This window comes from Hyunsoonleella aestuarii (assembly GCF_006148925.1).
GTDB classification, from domain to species: Bacteria; Bacteroidota; Bacteroidia; order Flavobacteriales; family Flavobacteriaceae; genus Algibacter_D; species Algibacter_D aestuarii.
Window position 1 is genome coordinate 1 of record NZ_VAWB01000004.1, and the last position, 13,173, is coordinate 13,173.

A 13,173-nucleotide genomic window follows, 5' to 3' on the forward strand; every position below is an offset into this window, starting at 1 on the left:
AGTTATAAGTTCCAGCAGTTAGATTAGTTGTTAGATCACCAGAATAAGTCAAAGTTCCAGTTCCTCCGCTTGAAGCTAAGGTTACTGTTCCTAATTCTCCAAAACATTGTGGATCGTTTGCTGTGGCAGTAAATGTAATATCTGATGGTTCCCCAACAGTAATATTCAATTCAGAGTCCGTTCCGTTAGATCCTGTAACGGTAATGTTATAATTTCCAGGAATTAAATCTGAAATATCCTCAATACTAGCCGTAAAACTACTTGGACCAGTCCAAGCATAAGTTATTGGGATTGTAAAACCACTTATTGTTATATCAATAGCACCATCACTCCCTCCATTACAAGAAACATCAGAAATCGATACATTGTCAATTGATTGTCCAAATGTAATTAAGGTGGTAAGTAAGAATGCTGATAAAAAGTAAAATTTCTTCATAAACAGTTAATTTTAGGGCATTACACTAACTAAATAATAGCCATAACTAAAGCGTTTAAGCTAAAGTTAAAGTCTATTTTTAGTTCAAAGTGCTATTAACCAATTTAATGAGGGAAAGTGTAAAATTATTACTACTCTCTACTAATTACAAAAATACTCGTTGAAATACCTTAATAATCTTTTGTAGGTCGTTATAAAATTTCACGTTGGATTAATGATGCTTAATCTAATGTAAAACAGTAAGTTAAAATAAAAATTAACCTAAAATCGTAAACATTTTCTAATAACTATAAATTTATTGGGACGAATATATGATAAAATTTTAAAAACATCTATGAAACGCAAAAAAAATCGATGAAATACACAGTTTATTCATAGAAGCAACAATTTAGGAAAGATAGATTGATTGATAAAACCCGTGTTAATTAACCCAAGTTTTATCAATCTTTAATAAACAAATAACCTATAGTACTAATTTTTTTCTGAGTACGGCTTTAGTATCATTGTCAATTACTTGAATTATGTAGATACCACTCGAAAGTGAATCTGCATTAATGGTAGTAGTACGCCCTTCAAGTTGGCCATTTAAAACTTTTTTCCCGCTAATATCCAATATGGAGTATGAGGTTCTATTTGGGATATTAAAAAGAGCAATGCTTTTATTTAATCCGATTATTTTGGCTTTAGAAAAAGCAACATCTTTATCACTTAATGTAATTTGTTCTCCAGCTATTATAGATGCCTCTGGTGTTGGGTTAAAGCCATGATCCTTGATAAGCCAATTTCCAGCAGGGGTTTCAGATTTTGAGATTCTAATCCATCCATAATGGAATGTATCGGTCGATTCAATTTTAAATCTTACACCAATATATCTATCTGCACCATTTAAACCACACCATTGTGAGTTTGGATAAGCACCACTATAAACACAATTATTATAACTAATGGTGCCATTGTCATTCATCCAGGAATTGGGAGGAGTAGGGCCTATTACGGCACTTTGACTAAGCGCAGAGACATAATTAATATTGAAAGGAGTAGTAACCTTAATACCTAAAACACTCGCACTAGGGTCTTGGATGTTAATAGCCAAATATGGAACAGAAGCTTCATGTTGTATTTGAAAATCAACATCCATATCACCATTTTCTTCATTCATCCTTACGTCATACGTTAGATCCGGTCCGCCATAATCTGGAGCAACATCAAAATAACCAATTTGTCCTTCAACATTTGAAATTCCCATAATTGCAGCAGACAATGCTCCATATTGCGTTAAGCGTTTTTTTAATTGAGGTTGGATCGTTTTTTTCATAAGCTTATTAATTGCTTTAATTATTTGGTAATACTATCTATGTATGTATATTTAGATTCTAAATTTAGATATTAAAAGTTTAATATCCAACCCAATTTGAATTAATGAAAGAATTAACCGATGAAATAGAGATTTATACTATAACAAAAAAAGGATCACTCGGTCTTTTGGCATATGGAGATGTTGGTTTACGAGCTTGGAGAAAAATAAGAGATAAACTAGGCGATGAGCAAAAAGACGAGTAATAAAATTTTATTGATTGGTTGGGACGCTGCAGATTGGCAAATTATCTACCCTTTATTGGCTAAAGGCGAAATGCCAGCATTACAATCGTTAATTAAAAAAGGGGTTTATGGTAATATGAATACGATGAACCCTCCTTTTTCTCCTATGTTATGGTCATCTGTAGCTACTGGCAAAACACCAGATAAACATGGTGTTTTAGGTTTTATTGAATTAATGCCAAATTTAAAAGGGATTCGACCAGTAACTGCACATTCTAGAAAGTCTAAAGCTATTTGGAATATTTTGCATCATGAAGGTTATAAAAGTAATGTGGTAGGTTGGTGGCCAAGTTTTCCAGCCGAACCTATTAACGGGTGCATGGTAACCGATAAATTTCAAAAAACTAAAAAAACCAAAGAAGGACTAGCAGCAATTACAAAGGGAGTCTTACACCCTGAAGAGTTGAAAAATGAAATGAAAGATTTAAGATTGTTTCCTGAAGAGATTACAGAAGCACATATATTACCTTTTATGCCTAAGGCGAGTTCGATTGATCAAGAAAATGATAGAGGTCTAATCTCGTTTTCCAAAATGATTTCAGAAAATGTTTCTTTGCATTCAGCTTCTACTAATTTATTACGTAAAACAGAATGGGATTTTATGGCTATATATTATGATTTAATTGATCATTTTTGTCATGCTTATATGAAATTTCACCCACCTAAGTTAAAGCGTGTTCCTCAAAATTTATTTGATATATATAAAGATAATGTCGTGGGAGCCTATCGCTTTCAGGATATGATGTTGGGTCGCACATTAGAATTAATTGACGATGATACCACTGTAATTGTTATGTCAGATCATGGATACGAATCAAGACATAAGCGTATTTTAAAAATGCCAAAATATCCGGCAGCACCATCTTTAGAACATAGGCAATTTGGGATTTTTGTTGCAGCTGGACCGAATATAAAAAAGAATGAAAAAATATTTGGACTAAATTTAGTTGATATAGCTCCAACTATCTTGCACATGTATAATTTACCAGTAGGTAAAGATATGGATGGGAGAGTGGCTTTAGATATTTTTGAGAACCCACAAAAACCTAAATATATTAATAGTTGGGAAGAAGTTAAAGGTGATTTTGGACAGCATAATAATAATAATAATGAAGGAATTGACCAGTTTACGGACCAAGAGACTATGCAACAGCTTGTAGATTTGGGCTATATTGAGCGACCAGACGAAAAAATTGAAACAGCTATTTTAAAAACCAAATGTGATTTAAAGCATAATTTGGCAAGAGTATATATAGGAAAAAAAGAGTTTAATAAAGCAAAAGAAATATTATTAGAATTGATTGAGGCAAAACCCCCTGTAGACACAGTGCCTTTTTATATGGACTTATTAACAGTAAACCTTAAACTGAAATTGTTTAATGAGGCAGATTTGACTTTGATAAAACTAAAATCTTTAGACAAAAAATTTGAAATATCTACACACATCGCAGAATCAAGAATCTTACTGGCAAATGGTAAGGATAAAAAGGCTCTAAATGTTTTGTTGAAAGCGTCTAAAAAGCAACCTAGTTCGTTACTTTGGTACGAAATAGGTAATATTTATATGAATATAGATAACCTTGAAAGAGCAAAATCTGCTTTTTTTAATGCGTTATCTATTGAGCAGGATATTCCAAGAGTGCATCAAGCATTAGCGGAGACATTATTGAGGTTAGATGATTTAGAAGAAGCTGTAGATCATGCTTTGATAAGTATAGAATTAAATAAATTTTTCTATGCCGCTCATTATACATTAGGTAGGGTTTTAGAAAAACTAGGTGATTTAGAGAACGCTAAGGCTGCTTTCGAGACTGCCTCTAGACTTGCCCCAGAAACATATCATAGATCTGAAAAAGCGATAGAGAATATTAGCAGTAAAACTGAAGATTTGCAAGAAGGCAAAAATAAATATCACGAAAATCAAATTGTGATTGTATCTGGTTTACCAAGGTCGGGAACGTCATTAATGATGCAAATGTTAAATCAAGGCGGCATGGATACATTAACAGATAATAAAAGACAATCAGATATTTCGAATCCCAAAGGATATTATGAATTTAAACCAGTAATGGCTATACATAAAGATAATACATGGTTAAAAGAAGCTCAAAACAAATCCGTAAAAGTCGTTGCGCCGTTACTTAAATTTTTGGATCCCAAATATCGTTATAAAGTTATTTTTATGAATAGAGATTTAACCGAAATTATTAAATCGCAACAAAAAATGATTGGTCGAGATACTGAAAATTTACCAATAACGTTGTTCGAAGCATTTAAGAAACAATTAAAAAATGTGGAAACTTGGAATGATAAAGAACCAGGTGTTGAAATTTTATATGTTGATTATAAAGAAGTATTAGATAATTCAGAAGCTATTATAGCTAAGGTAAAGAATTTTGTTGGTGTCGAACTGAACTCAGCTGAGATGTTAAAACCTATAGATAAATCTCTTTATAGAAATAAGGTATAAAAAAGTATTCATATTGAATTTTTATTTGGTACAATAATTGTTTTTATTCTATATATGAAACACCTTTACATTTTTATAGCAATCACTTTTTTTCAGTTACAGCTATTGGCTCAAAAAGAGTTTCATGTATTTCCGAAGGATGATAAAAATAACCCTGGTAAATCAATAGGGACTGGGAGTTTAGAGAATCCTTGGGATTTACAAACGGCACTTAGTCAAAATCCTCAAGTGGTCAATGGCGGTGATGTTATCTGGCTGCATGAAGGCGTTTATAATGGTCGTTATATTAGCGTATTACGGAGTACAATAGCTAGTAAATATATAACCGTAGCAGCATTTAAAAAAGATAAAGTGATTTTAAATGGGAATGTAGTTTCAAACAAAAAAGCAGTATTGACCATTCAAGGGAACAATGTAATTTTTAAAGACTTTGAGATTACATGGTTAGGTGAGTTTTCTAGAATAAAAGGAAAAGGTGATTTTCAAAAAGTTAACGGTATCACTCATACTAAGGGAGGTGCAGATTGTAAATTAATTAATTTAGTTATACACAATAATCCCGGAGGGGGAATTGGCTCTTGGAGGCAAACGAACGGAAGTTTAATTTCTCATTGTATTATTTATAGTAATGGTTTTGTAGATGAAAAGGGAAAAGCTTTTGGAGCAGGAATGTACGTGCAAAATGAAGGTAATAAAACACGTTTAATAAAAAATAACATCATCTTTAATAATTATTACAAGGGTGTTGAAATATGGTCAGCAAATATAAAAGCAAATAAAGATTATGTAAAAAACATAACTTTAGATAATAATGTAATATTCAATAGTGGTTTACCGTCTGGAGATAGAACCGTCGATAACATAATTCTTGCTACAGATGATAGGAACGGAATAAATATTGCCAAAAATATTACTATAAAGAATAATATACTTTACCATAATACTGATTATAAAAAAAATCAGGTAAATGGAGATGCAGCCTCATTAACTATTGGTTTTCATGGCAATGCACCAGTACAAAATGTTAGCATTAACAATAATACCATACTCGGAAGAAATAATGCCTTAAGAATCTTGCATGCTAATTCGTTGAGTTTTATAAAAAACAAAATTTATAGTGGTTATGTTTTTTTAAACCCATCGTTTTTTAAAAATAATAAACCTTCAAAATGGACTTTTAAAGATAATTTATACTATACAAAAAATAAAAAGACCTTTAGAGTTGATAAAAATATTAGTTATAACCTTGGCGAATGGAAAACTAATTTCAATTTTGACGCCGGTAGTAATTGGAAACATATTAAATCATTTGAATTAAAGGGGGTTTTAGACATTACCCAAAATGAATACAAACCAAATTTATTTAGAGTGACTCTTTTTAGTAAAGAAGGAAAGGATGTTAAAGTAGACTTCTCCAGTTTTAAACTTAATGCTGGTACTAGTTATAAAATTATAGATATTGAAAACAGAAAAGAAGTTTTAAAAACAGGAAAGCTAGATAACTCTAATCAAATTAACGTTCCTATGAGTGACTTAAGTTTTGAAAAACCACTTCATAACTCTGAAGCTCAAAAAACCTTGAACAATTTTGGTGTTTTTATAGTTGAATTTGAAAGAGCTGAAAAGAAAAAAAGAAAAACATTTTTCGGAAAACTCTTCGGGTGGTTGTTTTAGGGCTTTCTTTGTACCACCTCATAAACCTGATTCTCATCACATTTCAATGTTTTACTAGGGTATTTAAGTAGTAAAGCATAGTCATGTGTAGCCATTAAAATAGTATTACCGTTCTTATTAATGTCCTGTAATACCTCCATGACTTCCACACTGGTTTGCGGATCTAAATTACCTGTGGGCTCGTCCGCAAGAATAAGTTCGGGGTTATTAAGTAATGCTCTAGCTATTGCGACCCGTTGTTGTTCACCTCCAGAGAGTTCATGTGGAAACTTAAAACCTTTTGTTTTCATATCTACTTTAGTTAAAACTTCTTCAACTTTAGTATTCATTTCATTTTTGTCCTTCCAACCAGTTGCTTTTAATACGAATAATAAATTATCATTGATGGTTCTATCATTCAGAAGTTTGAAATCTTGAAATACCACACCTAGTTTGCGTCTTAAAAAGGGAATGTCCTTTTCTTTCAGTGTTTTTAAATTGTAATCTACAATATAACCTTCTCCTTCAGTTAAAGGTAAATCACCATAAAGTGTTTTCATAAAACTACTTTTACCAGTTCCTGTTTTACCAATTAAGTAAACAAACTCACCTTGATTAATTTCAACATTAACGTTCGAAAGGACTAAACTGTCACCTTGATAAATAGCAGCGTCTTTTAGTTTTAGTATGGGATCAGGCATAAAAAGAATACAATTTTTTTAGAGTGTCGTAAAAGTATTATTTAAAAGTTGAAAGTGAAAACTAAACGTGAAAAGTTTAAAATAAGTACAACGTGATTTATAATTTTTTCAGTTTTAATAACTCGGTTTATAATTATGGCACGATTATTACGTTATAAGATTCATATTAAATTATCTTTGATTTCAATTAAAAAAACGAATCGTTAATGACTATAAAAAATATTGTAGCGCTTTTGTTAGCAACGACTTTCAGCTTTCAAGTTTTAGCCCAACAATCGGCAGCCTATACTAGTAATTTAGTTGATTACCAAAAAGCTTTATCCCTTTATAATAACCAGCAATATCTTGCTGCACAATCTTTGTTTAGAAATGTCAAAAAAACGGCAAATGAAGAAGTTTTACTATCTGATTGTGCTTATTATATCGCTAATTGTGCGGTACGATTGAATCAGCAAAATGCAGATGGATTGGTTGAGGATTTTGTGAAAGATTACCCAACGAGCACAAAAAGAAATACCGCTTTTGTTGATGTTGGTGATTACTATTTTGAAAACTCCAAATATGCACATGCCAAGAAATGGTATGATAAAGTGAATGAAAGCGCTCTAGGACGTAACGAAAGAGAAAAATTCTACTTTAAAAATGGTTATGCAGCGTTTTCAACAAAAAACTATCGTGAGGCTAAAAAGAATTTAAGTCGTGTTGAGAATTCACAGGAATATGGTTCTCAAGCTAAGTACTATATTGGTTTTATGGCTTATGAAGGTGATGATTATGATAAGGCCAATGAATATTTCGATCAAGTAAGCGACCAAGAGCGCTATCAAGAAAAACTGTCGTATTACCAAGCCGATTTAAATTTTAAGCTAGGCAATTTTGAAAAAGCGATTAAGTTAGCTGAGGATAGATTAGAAACAAGTGACGATACCGAAGTTTCTGAGCTATCTAAAATTATAGGAGAAAGTTATTTTAACTTAAAACAATATAAAGAGGCGATTCCATATTTAAAGGCTTATAAAGGTAAGAGAGGCAGGTGGAATAACACCGATTTTTATCAATTAGGTTATGCTTATTACAAACAAGCCAATTATGATAATGCTATTTCCGAATTCAATAAAATAGTAGACGGAAGAAACGCTATTGCACAAAATGCTTATTATCATTTAGGAGAAAGTTATATTAATCTTGATAAGAAACAAGAGGCATTAAATGCTTTTAAAAATGCTTCCGAAATGGATTTCGATTTGAAAATTCAGGAGGATGCGTGGTTAAATTATGCTAAAATTAGTTACGAAATTGGAAACCCTTATCAATCCGCGCCTCAGGTATTAGCTGGTTATTTAGATGAATACCCAAACACACCTTATAAAGAAGAAATAGAAACCCTATTAATTGATTCTTACATTACTTCTAAAAACTATAAAGAAGCACTCAAATTATTAGAAGGAAAAAAGAATTTTGAGAATAAAGTGGCTTACCAAAAAGTTGCTTTTTACAGAGGTATTGAATTGTATAATGAAACGCAATACCAAGAAGCTAGTTTGCTTTTTGATGAGTCTTTAAAAGAACCAAGAGATCCAAAATATACTGCTCGAACAACATTTTGGAAAGCAGAAACCGATTATAATTTAACGAATTATGAAGATGCCTTAATCGGATTTAAACAATTTCAGCAGCAAACTCATTCAGCATCAACTCCGGAATTTGAAAATATTGATTATAACTTGGCCTATACCTATTTCAAACAAAAAAATTATCCAAAGGCAACCGAATATTTCAATCAGTTTATACAAAACAAAAAAGAAGACAAAGTAAGATTAAATGACGCTTATTTGAGATTAGGCGATGGTCATTTTGTAACAAGTCAATACAGTAACGCCATAAATGCTTATGAAAGGGCCATAGCTTTAAATGAAATTGAATCAGACTATCCTTTCTTTCAAAAAGCTATAAGTGTTGGTTATTCGGGAAATTCATCAAAGAAAATCTCTGAACTGGAAACCTTTATTGAGTCTTACCCTAAATCGAAACTACGCGATGACGCTATGTACGAATTGGGTAATTCTTATGTAAAAGCTAATGAAACGGATAAAGCAATGGCTATTTACAACCGTTTAAGCAACGAATATAGAATGAGTTCTTTTGTGCCCAAAGCATTATTGCGACAAGGATTGGTGTATTATAACGGGAATCAAAACGAACAGGCTTTGACTAAATTTAAGCGTGTGGCTGGAGATTATCCAGGAACACCAGAAGCGGTTCAGGCGGTTTCTACAGCACGATTAATCTATATTGATTTGGGTCGAGTAGATGATTATGCTGCTTGGGTGAGAACACTAGATTATGTCGAGGTTACCGATGTTGATTTAGATAACGCCACTTACGAAGCTGCGGAGAAGCAGTATTTAGACAATAATACCGATAAGGCCATTAAGCAATTCAATGGTTATTTAAACGAATTTCCTAATGGTATTCATTCCTTACAATCGCATTTTTATTTAGCACAACTTTATTATAAGAAGGATTTATTGGGGAATGCAGCACCGCATTATAAGTATGTGGTTGAAGCCTCACAAAGCGAATATACCGAAGAAGCTTTATCAAGATTATCGCAATATTACTTAGAGAGTAAAGATTGGAATCAAGCCACGCCTTTATTATTAAGATTGGAGCAGGAAGCCAGTTTTCCGCAGAATGTCATATTTGCGCAATCCAATTTAATGAAGGCAAATTATCAATTAGAAAACTATAATGATGCTGTGGCTTACGCCGAAAAAGTTCTAACTAATTCTAAAATTGATAATAAAATTAAGAGTGATGCTTACATCATTATAGCTCGTTCTGCTATTAAAACAGGTGATCAAGAAAAAGCCAAAGATGCTTATGCTAAAGTTCAAAAAGTAGCATCAGGAGAAACAGCGGCCGAGGCGTTATACTACAATGCTTATTTTAAAAATAAAGAAGGTAAGCATGAGGCGTCTAACAAATCGGTGCAAAAACTTGCTAAAGATTTTTCAGGATATAAATATTACAGTGCCAAAGGTTTAGTGCTAATGGCTAAAAATTATGATGCTCTTGGAGATGCATTTCAAGCGACTTATATTTTGGAAAGCGTTATTGAAAACTTTAAGGAGTTTGATGATGTCGTTTCTGAAGCGAAACAAGAATTAAGCAGAATAAAAGGCGAAGAATCTAAAACAAACTCATCAATTGAAATAGAAGAAGGTAATTAATAAAGCCAGTTCTTTTAAAATCTAAAAAAATCAAATATGCGTAAGCACTCAAAACATATATTAGTTCTAACATTAGTATTAATTACAACTTTAGTTTTTTCACAACAAAGAGAAAATGATACCATAAAAACAGGTGTTATAGATGTTGTTAAACCTTATACCCCATCTATTTCTGATGCTTTTAAAGTAAAAGAAATACCATCGTTAGATGATGAAGTTACCGATGCTAAACAAGAAGTGAAGTATAATATTTTTTCGTTTCCTGTAGCCTCAACCTTTACCCCTGCAAAAGGCAGAGCAGCAGTGGTTGAAAAAGCGAAACCCATTAAATTATATGATAATTATGCCACAATTGGCTTTGGAACATATACTACCATATTAGGCGAAGTGTACTTGAACCATGCGATAAGCAGAACCGAAAGTGTTGGTGGTTATATTAGTCATCATTCGTCTCAGGGCGATATAGATGACGTCGTATTTGATAATGATTTTTCAGATTCAAAAATAAATGTCAATTATTCATCTAGATTGCGTGATTTGTCATGGAATGTTGAAGGTGGTTTTCAAAGATTCACAAACAATTGGTATGGTATTCCAGACTTATTGACATTACAAGCACAGGCTAATAATATTCAACCAGATCATTCTTTTTTTAGTGCACATTTTGGTGGGGATATTACATTTGAAGATACTTACATAAATTCAGGAAGCTTCTTTTTTAGACGTTTTGGAGATAATCAAGGATCTGGAGAAAACCGATTTAAAGTAAATACTTTAATTGATATTCCAATAAGCGGTGAGGAAGTAGCAACTAAAATTACGTTTGACTATTTAAGCGGAACGTTCGATAGAAGTTACGATTCCTTGGGCGAAATAAATTATGGAAATTTTCAAATTGGATTAACACCTAGTTATCAAATAAAAGAAGATGATTTAACCGTTAATTTAGGGTTTTCAGCATTTTATTTGAATGAAGAAGTTACAGGAGATAACAAGTTTTATATCTATCCCAATGTCACTGCAAGTTACCGTTTGGTAAACGATGTGTTAATTGCATATGGTGGTATAGAAGGTGGATTAATTCAGAATTCCTATCATGGGTTTGCCACCGAGAATCCATTTGTTTCACCAACGTTAATGATTATGCCGACCGACCAACAATACAATGCTTACATTGGTCTAAAAGGAAAGCTTTCTAGTAATATGAGTTATAACATAAGCGGAAGTTATCTAGCCGATAGAAATAAGGCTTTGTTTAGAAGTAATACTACACTTTTAGATTTTATAGATGCTGAAAATTACCAATATGGGAACTCCTTTGGTGTCGCCTATGATAATGTTGATACCTTTGGTGTTGCTGGAGAAATTAACGTAGATGTTAATAGAAATTTTAAGTTAGGTATTAAGGCAGAATATTTTAACTATTCTATGAATGATGAAGCGGAAGCTTGGAATTTACCAGATGTAAAAGGCTCTTTATTTCTAGATTATCAAATAAATGAACATTGGTTTGCAGGCGCTAATTTATTTTACATCGGCGAGCGAAAGGATTTATTGAGTATTATCGATCCGCTAGAAGGATTCAGAGCAATGACGGTTACTTTGGATAGTTATTTTGATGCTAATGCACATTTAGGTTATCATATCAATGACCAAATCTCTGTATTTGCAAAAGCCAATAATATAGCCAATGAAGCTTACCAAAAATGGGCTGAATTCCCGGTACAAAGTATTCAGTTTTTAGCTGGTGCTACTTTTAAGTTTGACTTCTAAACATACCCCAATAAAAATACTATCTCAACCGCGCCAAATAATCAAAATGCTCTCCATCTAAAACTGATTCACAGTTAAGACCAACAGCATCACATGCAAATTTTAAGGTGTCAAAATCTAAATATAGCCATTTCATGGGATTTTCATTTTTACCTTTGTAGCTTAAAAAATAATCGAGTTCGCCATAGTAGCTGGAGTTCATATTCATCCAATAACCACCATCTTCATCTTCGTACATATACTTAATATCGGACGAATCAATAAGAATTTGTCCTTTAGGTTTTAGTAAGGATTTTAAATGTGATAAATATTTAGAAACTTGATTTAATTCTTTAAAAATTCCTGTGCCATTCATTAAAAGAAGTATGGTGTCAAATGTTTCAGTTTCATTTAGCACATCTTTTAGTGTTGCATTTAAAACGCCGCGTTGTTTTGAAACTGTGATAGCGCCTGGTGAGACGTCAATGGATTTAACGCTAAATCCTTTTTCTTGCAAATACAAACTGTGACTGCCTGCACCACAACCAACATCCAAAATATTTCCCTTACATAGTTTTAATGCTTTTTGTTCAATTATTGGCATGTCTTTATAACCTCTGAATAGATAAGGAACCGGTAAAATATCATCATCAGAAATACTTGTAGATGTTATTATATCCTGGGTGTATTTCCCATTTTGATAATCTAATAAAGCTTTTCCGAAAAGGTCTTTCATTCTGTTTGTTATCATTTCGGGTAATTCCGATTTTTGTCAGATTTGTATCGAGAACTTTAGTTATTTTTACTTCATGCAAGATTTTATAAATAACCTTCCAAAGCTCGCCAAAGATAAGCATAATGAAAACAAAAAATTCTTTGCTAAACTTAAAAAGAAACCGCCTAAGAATTTAGATTATGTTATGCAAGAATTGCATAAAAAAGAGTTTAAACGAACAGATTGTCTGGAGTGTGCGAACTGTTGTAAAACAACGGGTCCTTTATTTACAGATAAGGATATTGATAGGGTTTCGAAGCATTTTAGAATGAAGTCCCAACAATTTATTAGCAATTATTTGGAAATTGATGAGGATAATGATTATGTTTTACAAAGTGTACCCTGTACTTTTTTGGGAGTAGATAATTATTGTTCCATTTATGATGTACGCCCAAAGGCATGTCGGGAATTTCCACATACTGATAGAAAAAAGTTTCAGCAAATTTCAAATCTTACATTAAAGAATGTGGCTATCTGTCCTGCTGCATTCAATATTGTTGAGGAGATGAAAAACCGAATAAAATAATTATATTTAATTCTAAATTTTTACTTAT

At 32.2% G+C, this 13,173-nt stretch carries 10 protein-coding genes; 6 read left to right on the forward strand and 4 right to left on the reverse strand.

Annotated features, from left to right (window positions below):
- Positions 1 to 436 (reverse strand): SprB repeat-containing protein (locus FEF17_RS14015; protein WP_211342487.1); only part of this gene is annotated, 436 nt, incomplete at its 3' end.
- A gap of 463 nt (positions 437 to 899) precedes the next feature.
- Positions 900 to 1,751 (reverse strand): T9SS type A sorting domain-containing protein, encoded by an 852-nt coding sequence (locus tag FEF17_RS14020; RefSeq protein WP_139003050.1) that lies wholly within the window; start codon positions 1,749 to 1,751, stop codon positions 900 to 902.
- A 104-nt stretch (positions 1,752 to 1,855) separates the two neighbouring features.
- Between FEF17_RS14020 and FEF17_RS14345 the strand changes: the two genes are divergently transcribed.
- From FEF17_RS14345 to FEF17_RS14030, 3 genes are read left to right on the forward strand one after another with little or no spacing between them, the layout of a single operon-like run.
- On the forward strand, positions 1,856 to 1,996 hold the full coding sequence (locus FEF17_RS14345; RefSeq protein WP_170181018.1) for a hypothetical protein: 141 nt from the start codon (positions 1,856 to 1,858) through the stop codon (positions 1,994 to 1,996).
- On the forward strand, positions 1,977 to 4,505 hold the full coding sequence (locus FEF17_RS14025) for an alkaline phosphatase family protein (RefSeq protein WP_139003051.1): 2,529 nt from the start codon (positions 1,977 to 1,979) through the stop codon (positions 4,503 to 4,505). Before FEF17_RS14345 ends, FEF17_RS14025 begins: the two co-directional genes overlap by 20 nt.
- A gap of 54 nt (positions 4,506 to 4,559) precedes the next feature.
- A complete protein-coding gene (locus FEF17_RS14030) occupies positions 4,560 to 6,179 on the forward strand; it encodes a right-handed parallel beta-helix repeat-containing protein (RefSeq protein WP_139003052.1) in 1,620 nt (539 codons plus the stop codon).
- Here FEF17_RS14030 and FEF17_RS14035 read toward each other — a convergent pair.
- Positions 6,176 to 6,859 carry a cell division ATP-binding protein FtsE gene (locus FEF17_RS14035; RefSeq protein ID WP_139003053.1) on the reverse strand — a complete coding sequence of 228 codons (684 nt, stop codon included), beginning with the start codon at positions 6,857 to 6,859 and terminating at the stop codon, positions 6,176 to 6,178. The two genes, FEF17_RS14030 and FEF17_RS14035, sit on opposite strands and share 4 nt — an antisense overlap.
- 206 nt (positions 6,860 to 7,065) lie before the next feature.
- Between FEF17_RS14035 and FEF17_RS14040 the strand changes: the two genes are divergently transcribed.
- Positions 7,066 to 10,092 (forward strand): tetratricopeptide repeat protein, encoded by a 3,027-nt coding sequence (locus FEF17_RS14040; RefSeq protein WP_139003054.1) that lies wholly within the window; start codon positions 7,066 to 7,068, stop codon positions 10,090 to 10,092.
- Between the two features lie 36 nt (positions 10,093 to 10,128).
- Entirely contained in the window at positions 10,129 to 11,865 is a 1,737-nt protein-coding gene (locus FEF17_RS14045; protein ID WP_139003055.1) for a TonB-dependent receptor, read from the forward strand.
- Positions 11,866 to 11,884: 19 nt separating this feature from the next.
- Here the strand turns inward: FEF17_RS14045 and FEF17_RS14050 are convergent, their stop codons facing one another.
- On the reverse strand, positions 11,885 to 12,580 hold the full coding sequence (locus FEF17_RS14050; protein WP_139003056.1) for a class I SAM-dependent methyltransferase: 696 nt from the start codon (positions 12,578 to 12,580) through the stop codon (positions 11,885 to 11,887).
- A gap of 73 nt (positions 12,581 to 12,653) precedes the next feature.
- Here FEF17_RS14050 and FEF17_RS14055 point away from each other — a divergent pair, with 73 nt between their 5' ends.
- A complete protein-coding gene (locus FEF17_RS14055) occupies positions 12,654 to 13,145 on the forward strand; it encodes a YkgJ family cysteine cluster protein (protein ID WP_139003057.1) in 492 nt (163 codons plus the stop codon).
- The last annotated feature ends 28 nt before the right edge of the window (positions 13,146 to 13,173 follow it).

What these genes read in the sequence shown, in the direction of transcription:
- FEF17_RS14045 (WP_139003055.1), top strand. Translation starts at nt 10,129, where the DNA reads ATGCGTAAGCACTCAAAACATATATTAGTTCTAACATTAGTATTAATT.
- FEF17_RS14040 (WP_139003054.1), top strand. Translation starts at nt 7,066, where the DNA reads ATGACTATAAAAAATATTGTAGCGCTTTTGTTAGCAACGACTTTCAGC.
- FEF17_RS14030 (WP_139003052.1), top strand. Translation starts at nt 4,560, where the DNA reads ATGAAACACCTTTACATTTTTATAGCAATCACTTTTTTTCAGTTACAG.
- FEF17_RS14025 (WP_139003051.1), top strand. Translation starts at nt 1,977, where the DNA reads ATGAGCAAAAAGACGAGTAATAAAATTTTATTGATTGGTTGGGACGCT.
- FEF17_RS14055 (WP_139003057.1), top strand. Translation starts at nt 12,654, where the DNA reads ATGCAAGATTTTATAAATAACCTTCCAAAGCTCGCCAAAGATAAGCAT.
- FEF17_RS14035 (WP_139003053.1), bottom strand. Translation starts at nt 6,859, where the DNA reads ATGCCTGATCCCATACTAAAACTAAAAGACGCTGCTATTTATCAAGGT.
- FEF17_RS14020 (WP_139003050.1), bottom strand. Translation starts at nt 1,751, where the DNA reads ATGAAAAAAACGATCCAACCTCAATTAAAAAAACGCTTAACGCAATAT.
- FEF17_RS14050 (WP_139003056.1), bottom strand. Translation starts at nt 12,580, where the DNA reads ATGAAAGACCTTTTCGGAAAAGCTTTATTAGATTATCAAAATGGGAAA.
- FEF17_RS14345 (WP_170181018.1), top strand. Translation starts at nt 1,856, where the DNA reads ATGAAAGAATTAACCGATGAAATAGAGATTTATACTATAACAAAAAAA.